A 16053-nucleotide genomic window follows, 5' to 3' on the forward strand; every position below is an offset into this window, starting at 1 on the left:
GCCAGCTTGAGTCTGAATTCACAGCGAGACCAAGTGCCGTTCCATGATGATCGTGCGTTCATCACCGTGATAACTGTCTCGCACGGCGGTAAATCCCAGCTTGCCGTAGAACCGCTCAGCCGTCACGGTTGAGGGGACCCGCAATATCGCAAGACCTGCGTGCCGCGCCAGATCTTCGATCTCAGTCATGAGGCGTCGCCCGACGCCGTTGCCCTGAGCATCGGGGGCGACGAACACTGTGCGAACCCACTCTCCCTCCAGGCTCGCAGTGCCGATGACACGCTGGCCGGCAAGAACAACGAGGACTTTGCGAGTCCGGATCAGTTCTACCACCCGTGGGGGCGTGAAGTTCTCTCCGATGCGAGCAATGATTTCGGGCGCATAATCGCGCGCGTTGGTTTCGCGAAGAGCGGCCAGTATGACTTCACTGATCGCCGGCGCGTCATCCGGGCCGGCGTGACGGATATCACAATCGAGTGGCATAGCCTTACATTATGACGCTGCGTGCGCCATTCCAAGCAACAGCTCGGCCACCTCTTACGCCGCCTGCCATTTCTGAGCGTATTCGCTGCGCAATGCGACGAACCAGGGCGGCTGGGCCGGCCACCACCAGATCTTCGACAGGGCATCGCCGGGATAGGCCGCCCCAAGGAAATCCCGCAGCTTGGGATCGAGCCGGTCGAAGGCCCCCCGCGCCACCGGATTGGCGGAGAAAGCCGTGGCATAGGCGGCCGACGCCTCCGGCGTCACGATGAAGCGGGCCCATTCATGCGCCTGTTCGGCATTGCGGGCATTCTTGAGCAGGCCATAGCCCTGCAGCCAGCCGAAGGCGCCCTCCTTGGGTGCCACGAAGCCGATATTGTCGCCAGCCAGCACCTGCGCCGTGGTGTCCCAGGTCAGCCCCAGCGTGCACCCCTTGGCGCGGAAGGCCGTCAGCGCTTCGTTCTCGCTGCTCCAGAACTGGCCGATCATCGCCTTGCGCCTGGTCGCCTCCGCCAATGCCAGGTCCCAGAGCTGGCGCATGGTGGCTTCGTCCCTGTAGCCGTCGAGCCAAAGCTTCGGCAGTTTGCCCTCGGCTTCCAGCACCCGGCCCATCGCCGCCAGGCCCGTCGACGGTCTGATCGCAACCTTGCCGCGGTATCTGTCATCGAAGAGCGCGGCAAGGGAGGCGGTGCCATAGGCCTGCGGTGCCGCCTGGCGCGCATAGGCCAGCGCCTCCGCGCCCCAGACCACCGGCAGGAAGTAGCGCCGCCCCTTATGCATGGCCGAACCGGTCAGGAAGGCCTTGTCATAGAGATCGAGACCGACATTGCCATCGTCCCAGGACTGCAGCAGGTCCGCCTGCAGCCATTCCGGCAGGCGATCGATCGAAGGCTCCACGATGTCGGCGCCCACGCCCTGGGCGGCGATGCGCGCCTGCGCCAGCATCGCCTCCTGGTCGGGCTGCTCGACGAAATTGACGGTGATGCCGGTCTTTTCGGTGAAGCTGCGGAACAGGGTGCTGAAATCATAGCCCGACCAGCCCAGATAATTCAGTTCCCCGGAGGAGGAGAGAGCCCGGCTGACTATGGCTGGCGAAGCCAGCGTGCCGAGGCCGAGCGCCGCCACCCCGCGCAGGAAGGTGCGTCGATCGGGTCTCGAAAGTTCCCTCCCCCCCTTGCGGGGAAAGGCAAAACGCTCCGGTTGCGGCAATGTCCTCAAGCCGGTCCTTCCCTCTACTCCGCCCGTGCCAGTGCCTGCGCCAGGAAGGTGCCGCCAAGCCGCAGGCCCTGATTGTCGATGCCATGGCCGAGCCCGCGGCTCATATGGGCCTCGACCGGGACGGAGAGGGATTTGAGCCCTTCCTGCGAGAACTGGAGCGCGAAGGGGGGAATGACCTGGTCCTGGTCGCCATGCATCAGCAGGACGGGCGGCCTCGCCGTGATTTCCGGCGTCATCACCGTGGGCAACTGCCCGTCCGGACAGACGAGCACGCCGGAATAGCCGACGATCGCCCCCATCGCCTTGGGGCGGCGAAGTCCGACATGCAGGGCCATCATGGTGCCCTGGCTGAAGCCGACCAGGGCGAGAGCGGCCTCGTCCAGTCCTTCGCGCTTCAGCTCCTCGTCCAGGAAGGCATCGAGCACCGGGCGTGCCTTCTCCACGCCATGCCAGCGCTCATTGGGGATCTGGAAGGTCAAGGGGAACCATTGGCGCCCGAAGGGGCTTCCCGCGCAGGGCTCGGGCGCGTGGGGCGATACGAAGGCGGTATCGGGCAGGAGCTCCTGCCAGGCACGGCCGATATCGATCAGATCATTGCCGTCGGCGCCGTAGCCATGCAGAAACACGACGAGCTGGCGGGCTTTTCCGGATTTGGCAGGCAGGCGGGGCCCGTCGAGTGTCGTCATTCTGCTCTCCTCACGTAACTCTTGGATCCACTGAACACCCTTGCGTGACGAAAATACGTCGCGCCGTCTACTCCAAGGCAACGCCCGCCCGGTTCTTCATCCTGGCGTAATAGGCAAAGAGCAGGCGAGCGGCAACACTGCGCCAGGGGCGCCAGGCTTCGGCGATGCCGGCAAGTTCTGCCGCATCCGGGCGTTCTTCGAGGTCGAGGAGCATGCGTGCCGCCTCCTGCAAGGCGAGATCGCCCGAGGCAAAGGCATCGCCGTGCCCCAGGCAGAACATCAGATAGATGTCGGCCGTCCAGGGACCGATGCCCTTGACCTTGGTGAGTTCGAGGCGGGCCGCATCGGCGCTGAGCGTCGCGAGGGCATCGAGATCGAGCCCCTCCAGCATTGCCTGGCCGACGGCCCTGAGGGTGCGGATCTTGGGCATGGACAGACCACCGGCGCGAAAATCCGCCTCGGGAGCGCCAACCAGCCTCTCGGGCGTGAAGGGATCGAACACCGCCTTCGTGCGCGCCCAGATCGCCCGGGCGCTGGCGACGGAGACCTGCTGGGACACGATGATCCAGGCGAGTCCCTCCAGACCACCCTCGCTGCGGCGCAAGGGCGGCTCACCGCACAGGTCATGGATGGCAGCCAGCCTGGGATCGAGCGCACGCAAGGCCTCGACTCCGGCGAGGATTTCGGTGCGCGAGCGGATGATCACGGTCATGCCCGTGTGTTACACCACGGGCGTGACAAATCAATCGATCCGCCCCGTCCTGCGCTTCGCCCCCAGCCCGACCGGCCACCTCCATCTCGGCCACGCCCTCTCGGCCTTCGAGAACGAACGCTGGGCAGAGGCGAGCGGCGGGCGCCTGCTGTTGCGCATCGAGGACATCGATACCACGCGGTGCCGCCCGGAATTCATCGCTGCCCTGCTGGAAGATCTCGCCTGGCTGGGCCTCCCGTTCGAACCATCGCCGCGGCGCCAATCCGAACATTTCGATGAATATCGCCAGGCCCTCGACCGCCTTGCCGGCATGGGGCTGCTCTACCGCTCCTATGCGTCGCGGGCAGAGATTGCCGCGGCCATCGACCGGCCGGGTCATCCCCGCGACCCGGACGGCACCCCGCTCTATCCCCGCTCCGCGCTCGCCGGCGCCGACGATCCGGCCCGGCGCGATCCGGCCGAGCCCTATGCCCTAAGGCTCGACATGACGGCAGCCCTGGCCAAGGCCGGGCCTCTGGCGCCTGCCCTGTCCTGGCAGGAGCAGGCAACGCCCCGAGGCGCGGGCTCCGAGGCGATTCCTGCCGCTCCGGAACGCTGGGGCGACGTCGTGCTGGCACGCAAGGAGTTTCCGGCGAGCTATCATCTGGCCGTGGTGGTCGACGATGCCCTGCAGGGCATCACGCATGTCGTGCGCGGCCGGGACCTCTACCAGGCCACCGGCCTGCACCGCCTGCTGCAGGCCCTGCTCGGCCTGCCCGAGCCGATCTACCACCATCACGGCCTGCTTCTCGGCCCCGACGGCGAGAAACTGTCGAAGTCCGCCCGTTCCACCAGCCTGCGGGCTCTCAGGGCGGATGGAGTGACACCGGCAGACATCAAGGGGATGGCGGTGATGGGCTGAGGGGCAGAACCAAGCCTACCCAGTTTCTATCCTCACGTCTGCCTGACCACTTCTTCCACCGCCAGCCATCCGCCCTCGACGCGCACCACCCTGATGCGCGCACCGGCGCCTGCGTCAGCTCCCCTGATCTGCCACACCGTGTCGCCGACCCGGATCCGCCCCTCGCCGTTGACGATCGGCTCGGCCAGGGTGAAACTCTGGCCGACGAGTGCATCGGCCCGGCGATTGAGAAAGGGCTGTTCCTTGTCGGATGCATCGGCCCGGCGGGCAAAATGCCGGCCGATCCAGGCGAAGACCACGCCGAGAGCTGCGAACAGCAGCAGGGCCAGCGGCCAGCTCAATGGCAGGAAGAGGCTGATCACACCGACAGCCGCGGCGGCGAGACCGAGCCAGATCATGAAGGCTCCGGGCAGGAACACCTCCAGGCCGATCAGCACGGCGGCCAGTACGAACCATCCCCAGACATTGATGGACGCAAGTTCGGTCATGGACGGCTCCGTCTCAATCCTGGCCGGTACGCGGCACGCCGGAGCGCTTGGCCGGCAAGGCTGCGTCCCCGAAAGTGGCCTTGGCGATCTCGCCGATGCCCGCCAGCGAACCGATCAAGGCCGTCGCCTCCATCGGCAGTACCATCACTTTCTGGTTCGGTGCCGTCGCCATCGCCTGCATGGCCTTCACATATTTGTCGGCGATGAAGTAGTTGAGCGCGGCGACATTGCCGTGTGACAGGGCCTCGGAGACCACCTGCGTCGCCGCGGCTTCGGCCTGGGCCGCGCGCTCGCGCGCCTCGGCATCACGGAAGGCGGCTTCCTTGCGCCCCTCGGCCTCCAGCACCTGGGCCTGCTTGCGGCCATCGGCCCGCAGGATCTCCGCGCGCTGCTGGCCCTCGGCCTCGAGGATGACCGCCCGCTTCTCCCGCTCCGCCTTCATCTGGCGCCCCATCGAAGCGATCAGGTCGGCCGGCGGCACGATATCCTTGATCTCGATGCGGGTGACCTTGATGCCCCAGCTGGTCGCCGCCGCGTCGACCACGGTCAGGAGTCGATTGTTGATCTCGTCGCGATGGGAAAGCAGCTGGTCGAGATCCATCGAGCCCATCACGGTGCGGATATTGGTCATCAGCAGGTTGAGGATGGCGCTGTTGAGATTGGCGACCTCGTAGGCAGCCCTGGCGGCATCGATCACCTGGAAGAAGGCGACGCCGTCCACCGCCACCGAAGCGTTGTCGCGGGTGATGATTTCCTGGGTCGGGACATCCAGCACCTGCTCCATCATGTTCATGCGCACACCGATGCGATGGAAAATCGGTGGCACGATGTTGAGGCCGGGCTGGATGGTATAGGCGTAACGGCGAAAACGCTCGACCGTGTAGTTATATCCTTGCGGTACGGTCTTCACCATCTTCATCAGGAAGAACAGCAGGACAATGGCCAAGACGATGACGGCTGTCGTTGCGGTGAGCGGAATATCGGGCATGGCGTTTTCCAGGTCTGACCAGATCTCACCATGTCTAACGATGACCACGAGTGCTGCAAAGCGCTCTCGCGAACTCGTGCAACCGGAAGATGCGAAAACGCACGAGCGCCGCCATCCGCAATGCCATTGCACTTGCTTCAGTGCGTGATATTAGGATGTATCGAACGAAACGTTCGGCAAATCGAACGAACTTGTCGAGCGACCTTGGGCGACGGGGGAAATGCAGACGCATGTCGGAAGGTGAGCAGCTACGGGCGAGCTTCCCGGAACTGGCCCGCAAGCAGGCAGACCAGCCCGATGACAGCCTGCTCGTCGATTTCGGCCCGGAACGGCCGCTTCGCCTCGACAGCGGCATCGATTTCGCGCCGCTGCGCATCGCCTATACCACGGCGGGCACGCTCAATTCAGCCAGATCCAACGCCGTGCTGGTCTGCCACGCGCTCACCGGCGACCAGCATGTCGCCAGCATCCACCCGGTGACCGGGCGTGCCGGCTGGTGGGACACCCTGGTCGGGCCGGGCAAGCCGATCGACACCGAGCGTTTCTTCGTGATCTGCCCCAATGTGATCGGCAGTTGCATGGGCTCCTCCGGCCCGGCCTCGACCAATCCGGCAACCGGCCGGCCCTATGGCCTCGACTTTCCGGTGGTGACCATCGCCGACATGGTGCGGGCACAGGCCATGCTGCTCGACCATCTCGGCATCGAGAGCCTGTTCGCCGTGCTTGGCGGCTCGATGGGCGGCATGCTGGTGCTGCAATGGGCAGTCGCCTATCCCGACCGCGTCTTCTCGGCGCTGTGCATCGCCAGCGCCGCCCGTCATACCGCCCAGAACATCGCCTTCAACGAGGTCGGCCGGCAGGCGATCATGGCCGATCCCGATTGGCGCGGCGGCCATTATCTCGAGGCAGGCACCCGCCCGGCCAAGGGCCTCGGTGTCGCCCGCATGGCGGCCCACATCACCTATCTCTCCGAGGACGCGCTGCAGCGCAAATTCGGCCGCAACCTGCAGGACCGCGCGGCGCGGACCTTCACCTTCGACGCCGATTTTCAGATCGAGAGCTATCTGCGCTATCAGGGCTTGAGTTTCGTCGAGCGCTTCGACGCCAATTCCTATCTCTATGTCACCCGCGCGATGGATTATTTCGACCTCGCGGCCGAGCATGGCGGATCCCTCGCCTCAGCCTTCAAGGGCACGCATACCCGCTTTTGCGTGGCATCCTTCACCTCAGACTGGCTGTTCCCGACCAGCGCCTCGCGCCAGATCATGCATGCGCTCAACGCCGCCGGCGCGCGCGTCTCCTTCGTCGAGATCGAGACCGACAAGGGCCACGATGCCTTCCTGCTCGACATTCCCGAGCTGTTCGACATGGTGCGCGGCTTCGTCGGCGCCGCCGCCCGCGAGCGAGGCGTGGCATGAACGGGTTCCGACCGCGCGACACCAGGACGATGACGGCCCAGCGCAGCGCCACGGCCGCGCCGGGCAGCCGCCTCGATTTCCTGCAGATCCGCGACATGGTGATCCCCGGCGCCCGCGTGCTCGATGTCGGCTGCGGCGACGGCGAATTGCTGTCCCTGCTGGAGGCGACGCGCGGTGTCGATGGCCGCGGCATCGAGATCAGCCAGCTCGGCGTCAACGCCGCCGTCGGGCGCGGCCTCGCCGTGATCCAGGGCGATGCCGATTCCGACCTTTCCGACTATCCCGACGACAGCTTCGACTATGTGATCCTGTCGCAGACCCTGCAGGCAACCCGCAATCCGCGCCAGGTGGTGGAGGACATGCTGCGCATCGGCCGGCGCGCCATCGTCTCCTTCCCGAATTTCGGACATTGGCGCATCCGCAGCCAGATCATGTTCCGCGGCCGCATGCCGGTGACCGACAACCTGCCCTATGCCTGGTACGACACGCCCAACATCCATTTCTGCTCGATCCGGGACTTCGTCGAGATGGCCCGCGGCCTCGATGCGGTGATCGAACGGGCCGAGGCGCTGACGCTGTCCGGCCAGCCGGTTCAAGTCAGGGCACCATGGTGGTTCTGGAACCTGTTCGGCGAGCAGGCGGTATTCCTGCTACGGCGGCGCTGAGATGTTGGCTTCGCTGACGCCGTAGGCATCGTCGCGCCGCCCCTCACCGCACCTCTCCCCGTAAGAACGGGGCGAGGAGGCGCAAGCGTTGCGATCGATCCTCGGACCTCTCATCTCGCCCGACGGTTGGGCGAGATAGTTTGCTGTCAATATGAAACGCACCGCCGAAGTCCCCTCGCCCCGTTCTTACGGGGAGAGGTGCGGTGAGGGGCAGCGCAACCTTGACGAAGAATCGAGTAAGCGGCAGCGCAGGCTCACGCCCCGCCGGCGACCCGCCCGGCCGCCGGGCTCGGCAGCAGCACCGGCGTGAATTTCGGCGACACGGCCCGCTTGGCACGGACGGTGATCGGGCGGAACACCTGCTTGGAGGCCTCCACGATGTGCACGCCGGCAAAGGGAGAGGCGAAGCGGGCGGCAAAACGCTCATAGGCGGGCGCGGAACGCAGCGCCCAGCCATGGAACATCGGCGGCAGATAGAGGGCTTCCGTCCAGTTCACCGGCGAGAACAGCGCATCGCGCAGCAGGCGGGTCAATTGCGGCCGGGAGAAGGGCCGGCCATTGCCGAAGGGTGTGGCATCCGAGCGCGCCCAGACCCCGCGCCGGTTGGGGGCCACCAACATCACCGTACCGCCGGGCGCCAGCACCCGCCAGATCTCGCGCAGCGTATCGAGAGCGGAATCGGCCTCCTCGAGCAGATGGATGGCCAGCACCCGGTCGAGACAGCCATCCGCCAGCGGCAATTCGGTCTCCTCGACCAGGGCGGCAGCGAGCGGACCGTTTTCAGGCCATTCCAGCACGCCCTGCGTCGCCGGATTGAAGGAGACGACGCGCTCGGCCTCGTCGCGAAACATGGTGAGATAGGGTGCGGCAAAGCCGATGCCGGCAACGCGCTGGCCGCGAAGATCGTTCCAGCGGGCTCGGATCTTGGTGGCAATCAGGCGGCCGGCCACGATGCCCAGATTGGTCGAGTAGAAGTCGCGGAGATCGACGACATCGAGCGACATGGCATCAAGGGTCCAAACGGTGGCGGCGAGATTGATTTTGCAACGGCTGGAGACTGCCTGTCACCCGAGGTGAGGCCGAAGCCTGGATATGGGCACGACGATCAGCCCTCGGCTCTCGTCACCCCCAATGAATGAGCCCTCTCCCATGCCGGGAAAGGGCTCACGGATCAATCGATCAAGAAAGATCGGGTCAGTTGGTCGCCGTGGCACCCTGCTCACCGCCCAGACCCAGCCAACGCTTGTAGAAAGGCTGCTCGGTCGGCGGGTTGGTGATCGCGGGCGGCAGTTCGGCCATCTGGGCGGCCGGCAACGCAGTCGCGGCCATCATCGGCTTGCCCGGCGTCAGCGTCTTTGCCTTGCCCTGCTTGGGCTTGGTGTCAGGCACCGTGCCGGTCTGGATCGGGTCAACCTTGATCGCCGTCACCGGGGAAGCCGGCTGCTCGGTCGGCGCGAAGCCCAGCCAGCGCGCATAGAAGGGCTGGCCGTCCGGTGCCGCCGAGGCCACCAGCTGGCTTGCCGGGGCACTGGAGGAGACCGGCGCCGCGGCCACCGCCACCGGCTTCTGCGGCATTGGAGCCGGGAACTTGCTGCCCATCAGCCGGGCATAGACGGCTTCCTGGCGCTTGGCGACAGCCTTCGGGTCCGCAGTGCCCTTGATCGGCTTGCGCGCCACGGCAGCTTCCGAATAGAGCAGGCTTTCGGCCGCGGCATAGGTCACGCGATGAGCGGCATTCGCATCCGCTTCCGTTGCCGGAGCGCCCGCGTCGTTGAGAGCGACCTCGGTCACGTCGACGCGCGAATAGCTGAAGGGCCGGTCCTTGCCGGGCACCGCCGATTGGTCGACAGCACGCGCGGTGAACACCGGGTTGGAACCACCATCCTGGTAGATGTAGTTGACGGCCTTGGTGCCGGAGGCAACCAGCGCAGTGACCTTGGCATCGTCACCGCGCCGCTTCTCGTAGACGGCGGCCGCCACATTCTGGCTGGCGGGAGCGATGCCGCAATCGGTGCCGCCATTGCCGTTGAAGACATAACGGCCCTTGCAGACATCGACCTTGACCGTCTGCTTGGTGACCTCGAAATTATCGGTGCCTTCCTTGAGGTTCTGCCAGAAGCCGATATTGGGGTTACGGCGGTTACGGGCCATGTTCTCGGGCGTCATGCGGAAGGGCAGCGACTGCACCTGGAAGGAAGCCTGGCCGCCCTGCAGCGCCTCGCGCGCCACGGCATAGATTTCGGCCACCTGCTTGTCGGTCATGGCAAAGCAGCCGCGCGACGAGCAGGAACCGTGCACCATGATGTTGCCGCCGGCCCGGCCGAGCTGGCGATCGAAGCTGTTGGGATAGCCGATGTCGAACGACAGGTAGTATTGCGAATTCGGATTGAGGCTGCTCATGCTCACGGCATAGAAGCCTTCGGGCACCTGACGGTCACCCTCGCTCTTCTTCGGGCCGAGCTGCCCCGACCAGCGGCAGACCGGATAGCTCTTGAGCAGGGCATAACGTCCGCTCGAGGTCTGCTTCCAAAGCTCGAGCTCGGACTCTTTCTTGTAGATGCGCACCAGGATGGGTGCGGAACGCGCCATGCCCTTGGCCTGCATTTCGGCAATCAGGGCCTGCGGCACCGGGCTAGTCGAACGAACACTTGCGCCATTCTGATTGGAACAGGCAGCCGCCAGCAAAAGAACCGGCACGGCCATTGCAATCTTGCGCATCAACTTGAAGTGAGCGGTCATGAACCAGTGAACCCGTGCAAAGTCAGTAATACAGACTAAGGGACATTTACAGTCAACGACCACTCGCCGCAAGTCATGGGCCGATCGTGGTTACGCAACAGCGTGAACGGACTCTTAACGGCACAATGCCTGATTCCACGCCCTGCCGATAGAGGCCTTCCACCGGAAACTGGCCGGGGACCCTATAGACTTCCTCGCGGCTCGACAAGCATCGGCGATGACAAATCCCGGATCGAGCAGGACAATGGGATGCGACATGGAGTCTTCGTCGCCCCGAGTCCCAATGATCCCCCCTCTAATACTGCGTGTGAAGCGGCCTGATCCTGAGCCTTCTGACTGTCATGGACCTGTCGCACGCCCTGGCTATCCCTAGCGCAAAGCGCGTTCAGGGGGAACGCGCTCTCTTCCAGCTCTTTGTTTCCACGCGTCTTTGCCAATGCGGCACCTTCGCCAAACTGCAAGACGCCTGAGTGCAAAGTCTGCTCGCATCGCGAAAGGATTGCCATGCGCACGCTCCTCGCCGCTCTTGCGGTCACCACCATGCTGATCGGTCCCAGCCAGGCCGCAGGCATCTATCCGCTCGACCGCGCGACCATCCTGGCCGGCTCGCCCTTCGACTTCAAGGCCGAGTTCGCCGGCACGGTGAAGCCGGAGGATGTGCGCGTCATCGTCAACGGGCAGGACTACAAGGGTGTGTTCGGCAAGGACGTCGAGTTCGTCGCCTCCGAAAAGGGCAAGGACGACAAGGATCTCGGCTCGGCGGTGCTGCTGCGCGGTCTCACCCTCAGCGTGCCCGGCAGCTACAAGGTCGAGGTCTCGGCCAACGGGCAGAGCCGTAGCGTGACCTGGGACGTCTTCGGCACCGCTGCCGTGCCCAAGGCCAAGAACATCATCTTCCTGCTCGGCGACGGCCTGACGGTCGCCAACCGCACCGGCGCGCGCATCATGTCCAAGGGCATGACCGAGGGCAAGGCCAATGGCCGCCTCAACATGGATGACCTCGATCACATGGCCTTCATCGGCACCTCTTCGACGGACGCCATCGCCACCGACAGTGCCAACACGATGTCGGCCTACATGACCGGCCACAAGACGGCGGTGAACGCTCTCGGCGTCTATGCCGACCGCACGCCCGCCAGCCTGGACGATCCGCGTGTCGAGACCATCGCCGAAGCGCTGCGCCGCACGTCCAAAAAGTCGATCGGGGTGGTCTCCACCGCCGAGATCGAGGACGCGACCCCGGCTGCCGTGGTTTCCCATACCCGCAAGCGCGCCGACAAGGCCGAGATCGTCGGCATGTTCTACGACGTAAAGCCCGAAATCATCCTGGGCGGCGGCTCTGCCTATTTCCTGCCGAAATCGACCACCGGCTCCAAGCGCAAGGACGACAAGGACTATATCCAGCTCTTCAAGGATGCCGGCTACACGCTGGCCACCGACAAGGACAGCCTCGCCGCGGCTTCCGGCACCAATACCGGCAAGATTCTCGGCCTGTTCCATACCGGCAACATGGACGTGGCGCTCGACCGCAACCTGCTCAAGAAGGGCACGGTGGGCAAGTTCCCCAACCAGCCCGGCCTGGTCGACATGACCCAGTCGGCCCTCGACCAGCTTTCCAAGAACCCGGAAGGCTTCTTCCTGATGGTGGAAGCCGCCTCGATCGACAAGATGTCGCATGCGCAGGATGGCGAGCGCTCGCTCTATGAAACCATCGAGTTCGACAAGGCCGTCGGCGCGGCGCGCGAATTCGCCAAGACCCATCCCGACACGCTGATCGTCGTCACCGGCGACCACACCCACTCCATGTCGGTGATCGGCACCGTCGACGACAGCAAGCCCGGCACCGACATGCGCGAAAAGATCGGCATCTATGCCGATGCCGGCTTCACCAATTACGAGGACAAGGACGGCGACGGCTATCCCGACAAGATCGACCCGAGCAAGCGCCTGGCCGTCGTCTATGGGAACTATCCCGACCACTACGAAACCTTCAGCCCGAAGCTGGACGGCCCCTATGAGCCGGCCATCCAGAACGAGAAGAAGGAATATGTCGCCAATCCCGCCTACAAGGACGTGCCCGGCGCCGTCTTCGTCCAGGGCAACATCCCGCGCAACAACGACAGCACCGCCCACGCCGTCGACGACATCGTGCTGCAGGCCACCGGCCCGGGCGCCGAAGGCTTCAAGGGCTATCTGGAAGAGAGCGACGTCTATCGCGTCCTCGCCGACGCCTTCGCGCTCGGCGCCTCCGGCGCCCAGAAGGCCCAGATGCAGTAAGGCTTTGCCTGAAATAAACGAGTCGAATTGGCTCAACCTTTGTCATTGCCGGGCTTGACCCGGCAATCCAGCCCTCCTCCCGGCACTGAAGACGAGGCGGTTGGATGCCCGGGTCAAGCCCGGGCATGACAATGGCAGCGTTTCAGTTGTTGCCGACAACGCCTAATGATCGGACGGCAACCATCGGGCGGCTAGCCGCCCGATGGCGACGTTTCTCGAGAGCGCCGACCTCGGCCCGCGTAAGAGCCCACCATGACGACCATCCCTTTCCTGTCCCGCCGCCATGTCGTGACCCTAGTCGGTCTGTCGCCGCTCCTTCTCGCGCGGCCGGCTCTGGCTGCCTCGCCGGCGACGCTCGGCTTCCCGGAACTCTATGGCAAGATCAGCGTGCTCGGCCTGGAATTCTCCGCCAAGGTCAAGGAACTCGACGGCAAGGACGTGGTGATGAGCGGCTTCATGGCACCGCCCCTCAAGGCGGAAGCCACCTTCTTCGTGCTCACCGAAATCCCGATGTCGATCTGCCCCTTCTGTTCCTCCGACTCGGACTGGCCCGACAATATCGTGGTGATCTATCTCGACGAGAAGCAGACCTTCGTGCAACCCGGCACCCGGATAGAAGTGTCGGGACGCCTGGAGATGGGGTCCTGGACAGATCCGGAGACCGGCTTTCTCAGCCGGCTGCGCCTGCGCGACGCGCGCTACTGGGTGGTCTGATCCCGTGCTGGCGCTCGACCTCGAAGACATCGCCGTCTCCTTTCCCGGCCTCGCCGCCCCGGTGCTGCGTATCGAAGAGCTCTCCCTCGCGGCGGGCAGCCAGCTTGCCGTGACCGGTCCGTCGGGCTCCGGCAAGAGCACCTTCGTCAACGTCGTCACCGGTCTCGAGCGCGTCGGGCAAGGCCGGGTATGCTGGGGCGACACCGACATTGCCAGGCTGCCGGAGGGTGCCAGGGACCGCTGGCGCGGCCACAATATCGGCCTGGTCATGCAGGATTTTCATCTCTTTCCCGGCCTGTCGGCCCTGGAGAACGTGCTGCTGCCGCTGCGCCTGTCGGGGCGGGCCGGCAAGAGCGCGATCGAACGCGGCCGCTCCCTGCTCGAACGGGTCGGCCTGTCCAGGCCGGATCAGGCGATCGACGGCATGTCCCGCGGCGAGATGCAGCGCGTCGCCCTCGCCAGGGCACTGCTGCGCCGGCCGGCCGTGCTGGTGGCGGACGAGCCGACCGCGAGCCTCGACGCCGCGAGCGGCGCCGTCGTGGGCGACCTCCTCATCGAGCTCGCCGGCGCGGAAGGCTCTACGCTCATCGTCGTCTCGCACGACACTGCGCTCACCAGCCGGCTGGCAAGGCGGCTGACGCTCGCCGCCGGCCGCATCACATCGGACGAGCAATTAAGGGCGCAGGCCGCATGATCCGCTTCATCCTCGCCGATCTGCGCCGCGTCTGGCCAGGGGCGTTGGCCGTGGTGCTGCTGGTGGCGCTGGCCACTGCGCTCGGCGTCGGCGTGGTGCTGCAGGAACGGGCGATGCGCCTCGGCAGTGCCCGTGCGGCCGACAAATTCGACCTCGTCATCGGCGCCGCCGGCAGCGAGACCCAGCTGGTGCTCTCCTCCGTCTTCCTGCAGCCTTCACCCTTGCCGCTGATGCCGGCGGAGACGCTGCGCAAACTCGCCGCCGATCCGCGCGTCGCCTGGGTCGCCCCGATCGGCTTTGGCGATTCCTATCAAGGCAAGCCGATCGTCGGCACTACCACGGCCCTGGTGAATGCTCTGTCCGACGGCCTTGCCGAAGGTAGAGCCTTCGCCGCCGAAGGCGAGGCTGTGGTCGGCGCTGCCGCCGGAATCCCGCTCGGCACCCGCATCAAGCCCTCGCACGGCATGGCCGAGGAAGGGGGCCACGCCCATACCGAACTCGCCTATACCGTGGTGGGGCGCCTGAAGCCGAGCCATACCGCCTGGGACAAGGCGGTCCTGGTGCCGATCCAGGCCGTCTGGCATCTGCACGGGCTTGGCCACACCGAGGAAGCGGCGGATCACGATGCTCATCACAAGCAGAAGGCATCCAAGCCCGATGGTGCCGAGCATGGCGAAGCCGGCCACGAGGAGCATGAGCACGAAGGCGCGATCGATGCGGCGGCTCCGCTCGACGAGAGCTTTGCCAACACCGCCGCCGGTGTCCCGGCCCTGCTCGTCAAGCCCCGCACGATCGCCGACGCCTACAAGCTGCGCCAGGCCTATCGCGGCGAGGGCACGCTCGCCGTCTTCCCCGCCGAGGTGCTGACGCGGCTCTACGCTACGCTCGGCGATGCCCGTACCGTGCTGGTGGCGGTGGCGGCCGGCGCCCAGTTCCTGGTGGCGGCAGCCCTGATCTTCGTGACGGTGATCCATGTCGGCCAGCGCCGGCGCCAGATTGGGGCGCTCCGGGCGCTCGGCACACCGCGCCTGACCGTTCTTAGCATCGTCTGGTCCGAACTCTTCGTCCTGCTGGCACTCGGCATCGGAGCCGGCTTCGCGCTCGGCTATCTCGGTGCCCTGACCATATCGGGCTGGGTGACGAGCTGGAGCGGCATGGTTCTGCCGGTGGCCTTCACGCGGGCCGATCTGGGCCTGGCTGCCCTGCTGGCCGGCTTCGCCGCCCTGCTCGGCCTGGCCCCCGCCTTACTGGCCTACCGGCAATCGCCGGCAGCCGCGCTAAGGGGGTGAGGCGGAAACGCCTTGCCAACGTCATTGCGAGCGTAGCGAAGCAATCCGAGAGCGACAGCCGATATTCGCGGCCCTGGATTGCTTCGCTACGCTCGCAATGACGCGTGAATGGCCGCCCGCGTCCTACAGGCTCCGGCCGATCATCAGATATTTGTCCTGGCGCGCCCGGATCAGGGCTTCGCGGGACTGGTTGAACAGATCGCGCAGCGAATTCTGGATGAAATCGCCCGTGGTCTCGATCGCCTTCTCGGGCAGGCGATGGGCACCGCCGGTCGGCTCGGGAATGATGGCATCGATCACGCCGAACTTCAGGAGATCCTGTGCCGTGATCTTCATGTTGTTGGCGGCATCCTGCGCCTTGCTGGCTTCCCGCCAGAGGATGGAAGCCGCGCCTTCCGGCGAGATCACCGAATAGATGGAGTGCTCCAGCATCAGAACACGGCTCGCCGCCGCTACCGCGATGGCACCGCCCGAACCGCCTTCGCCGATGACCACGGCGACGCTGGGCGAGCCCAGCCCCAGGCAGGCATCGGTCGAGCGGGCGATCGCCTCGGCCTGGCCACGCTCTTCCGCATCGATGCCCGGATAGGCACCGGCCGTGTCGACGAAGGAAATCACCGGCAATTCGAAGCGATCGGCCATTTCCATCAGGCGTACGGCCTTGCGATAGCCTTCGGGCCGTGCCATGCCGAAATTATGGCGGATACGGCTTTCGGTGTCGGAGCCCTTTTCATGGCCGAGAATGCAGACGGCCTCGCCACGGAAGCGTCCGAAACCGCCG

Annotated in this window: 16 protein-coding genes; 7 read left to right on the top strand and 9 right to left on the bottom strand. The window is 65.5% G+C overall.

The annotated features are described in order from the left end of the window. Positions 1-18: 18 nt before the first annotated feature. The 4 genes from BA190_RS05970 to BA190_RS05985 all read right to left on the bottom strand — a co-directional run bounded on the left by BA190_RS05970 (position 19) and on the right by BA190_RS05985 (position 3099). Positions 19-483 (bottom strand): GNAT family N-acetyltransferase, encoded by a 465-nt coding sequence (locus BA190_RS05970; RefSeq protein ID WP_068284155.1) that lies wholly within the window; start codon positions 481-483, stop codon positions 19-21. Positions 484-537: 54 nt separating this feature from the next. Continuing rightward, positions 538-1701: an extracellular solute-binding protein gene (locus BA190_RS05975; protein ID WP_082979491.1), complete on the bottom strand. Its 1164-nt coding sequence runs from the start codon at positions 1699-1701 to the stop codon at positions 538-540. 14 nt (positions 1702-1715) lie between these two features. Beyond that, a complete protein-coding gene (locus BA190_RS05980) occupies positions 1716-2387 on the bottom strand; it encodes an alpha/beta hydrolase (protein ID WP_068284161.1) in 672 nt (223 codons plus the stop codon). A gap of 67 nt (positions 2388-2454) precedes the next feature. Beyond that, on the bottom strand, positions 2455-3099 hold the full coding sequence (locus BA190_RS05985) for a DNA-3-methyladenine glycosylase (RefSeq protein ID WP_068284163.1): 645 nt from the start codon (positions 3097-3099) through the stop codon (positions 2455-2457). Here BA190_RS05985 and gluQRS point away from each other — a divergent pair. Beyond that, positions 3098-4000 carry a tRNA glutamyl-Q(34) synthetase GluQRS gene (gluQRS, locus tag BA190_RS05990; RefSeq protein WP_068284211.1) on the top strand — a complete coding sequence of 301 codons (903 nt, stop codon included), beginning with the start codon at positions 3098-3100 and terminating at the stop codon, positions 3998-4000. The two genes, BA190_RS05985 and gluQRS, sit on opposite strands and share 2 nt — an antisense overlap. A gap of 32 nt (positions 4001-4032) precedes the next feature. Here the strand turns inward: gluQRS and BA190_RS05995 are convergent, their stop codons facing one another. Together BA190_RS05995 and BA190_RS06000 are read right to left on the bottom strand one after the other, a co-directional pair. Beyond that, positions 4033-4488, bottom strand: coding sequence for an NfeD family protein (locus BA190_RS05995; protein ID WP_068284166.1), 456 nt, complete (start codon positions 4486-4488; stop codon positions 4033-4035). A gap of 13 nt (positions 4489-4501) precedes the next feature. Beyond that, positions 4502-5476: an SPFH domain-containing protein gene (locus BA190_RS06000; RefSeq protein WP_068284168.1), complete on the bottom strand. Its 975-nt coding sequence runs from the start codon at positions 5474-5476 to the stop codon at positions 4502-4504. 230 nt (positions 5477-5706) lie between these two features. On the opposite strand from BA190_RS06000, the gene BA190_RS06005 reads away from it, so the two are divergent. Both BA190_RS06005 and metW read left to right on the top strand, forming a co-directional pair. Further along, complete coding sequence (locus tag BA190_RS06005; RefSeq protein WP_068284171.1) at positions 5707-6894, top strand: homoserine O-acetyltransferase; 1188 nt, start codon at positions 5707-5709, stop codon at positions 6892-6894. A gap of 29 nt (positions 6895-6923) precedes the next feature. Continuing rightward, entirely contained in the window at positions 6924-7559 is a 636-nt protein-coding gene (metW, locus tag BA190_RS06010) for a methionine biosynthesis protein MetW (RefSeq protein ID WP_068284214.1), read from the top strand. 254 nt (positions 7560-7813) lie between these two features. On the opposite strand, the gene BA190_RS06015 is transcribed toward metW, so the two are convergent. Both BA190_RS06015 and BA190_RS36565 read right to left on the bottom strand, forming a co-directional pair. Continuing rightward, the gene (locus tag BA190_RS06015; RefSeq protein ID WP_068284174.1) at positions 7814-8563 is read right to left on the bottom strand and encodes a methyltransferase domain-containing protein; all 750 of its coding nucleotides are present in this window, start codon (positions 8561-8563) and stop codon (positions 7814-7816) included. Positions 8564-8753: 190 nt separating this feature from the next. Then, a complete protein-coding gene (locus tag BA190_RS36565) occupies positions 8754-10298 on the bottom strand; it encodes a L,D-transpeptidase family protein (protein WP_082979492.1) in 1545 nt (514 codons plus the stop codon). Positions 10299-10802: 504 nt separating this feature from the next. Here BA190_RS36565 and BA190_RS06025 point away from each other — a divergent pair. The 4 genes from BA190_RS06025 (at position 10803) to BA190_RS06040 (ending at position 15272) form a co-directional block, all read left to right on the top strand. Beyond that, entirely contained in the window at positions 10803-12575 is a 1773-nt protein-coding gene (locus BA190_RS06025; RefSeq protein WP_068284181.1) for an alkaline phosphatase, read from the top strand. Positions 12576-12827: 252 nt separating this feature from the next. Next, the gene (locus BA190_RS06030; RefSeq protein WP_068284184.1) at positions 12828-13289 is read left to right on the top strand and encodes a hypothetical protein; all 462 of its coding nucleotides are present in this window, start codon (positions 12828-12830) and stop codon (positions 13287-13289) included. Positions 13290-13293: 4 nt separating this feature from the next. Then, positions 13294-13983 (top strand): ABC transporter ATP-binding protein, encoded by a 690-nt coding sequence (locus BA190_RS06035; protein WP_068284187.1) that lies wholly within the window; start codon positions 13294-13296, stop codon positions 13981-13983. Beyond that, complete coding sequence (locus tag BA190_RS06040) at positions 13980-15272, top strand: FtsX-like permease family protein (RefSeq protein WP_068284190.1); 1293 nt, start codon at positions 13980-13982, stop codon at positions 15270-15272. The genes BA190_RS06035 and BA190_RS06040 overlap by 4 nt, the downstream gene beginning before the upstream one ends. Positions 15273-15395: 123 nt before the next feature. Here BA190_RS06040 and accA read toward each other — a convergent pair. Next, positions 15396-16053, bottom strand: a 658-nt coding sequence (gene accA, locus BA190_RS06045) for a carboxyltransferase subunit alpha (RefSeq protein WP_068284194.1), incomplete at its 5' end; no start/stop codon positions are given.

Source organism: Labrys sp. WJW (assembly GCF_001676615.1).
Lineage (GTDB): Bacteria > Pseudomonadota > Alphaproteobacteria > Rhizobiales > Labraceae > Labrys > Labrys sedimenti.

Coding starts and splice junctions, on each gene's coding strand:
- BA190_RS05970 (WP_068284155.1), bottom strand. CDS start 483: ATGCCACTCGATTGTGATATCCGTCACGCCGGCCCGGATGACGCGCCG.
- BA190_RS05980 (WP_068284161.1), bottom strand. CDS start 2,387: ATGACGACACTCGACGGGCCCCGCCTGCCTGCCAAATCCGGAAAAGCC.
- gluQRS (WP_068284211.1), top strand. CDS start 3,098: ATGCCCGTGTGTTACACCACGGGCGTGACAAATCAATCGATCCGCCCC.
- BA190_RS05985 (WP_068284163.1), bottom strand. CDS start 3,099: ATGACCGTGATCATCCGCTCGCGCACCGAAATCCTCGCCGGAGTCGAG.
- BA190_RS05995 (WP_068284166.1), bottom strand. CDS start 4,488: ATGACCGAACTTGCGTCCATCAATGTCTGGGGATGGTTCGTACTGGCC.
- BA190_RS06000 (WP_068284168.1), bottom strand. CDS start 5,476: ATGCCCGATATTCCGCTCACCGCAACGACAGCCGTCATCGTCTTGGCC.
- BA190_RS06005 (WP_068284171.1), top strand. CDS start 5,707: ATGTCGGAAGGTGAGCAGCTACGGGCGAGCTTCCCGGAACTGGCCCGC.
- metW (WP_068284214.1), top strand. CDS start 6,924: ATGACGGCCCAGCGCAGCGCCACGGCCGCGCCGGGCAGCCGCCTCGAT.
- BA190_RS06015 (WP_068284174.1), bottom strand. CDS start 8,563: ATGTCGCTCGATGTCGTCGATCTCCGCGACTTCTACTCGACCAATCTG.
- BA190_RS36565 (WP_082979492.1), bottom strand. CDS start 10,298: ATGACCGCTCACTTCAAGTTGATGCGCAAGATTGCAATGGCCGTGCCG.
- BA190_RS06025 (WP_068284181.1), top strand. CDS start 10,803: ATGCGCACGCTCCTCGCCGCTCTTGCGGTCACCACCATGCTGATCGGT.
- BA190_RS06030 (WP_068284184.1), top strand. CDS start 12,828: ATGACGACCATCCCTTTCCTGTCCCGCCGCCATGTCGTGACCCTAGTC.
- BA190_RS06040 (WP_068284190.1), top strand. CDS start 13,980: ATGATCCGCTTCATCCTCGCCGATCTGCGCCGCGTCTGGCCAGGGGCG.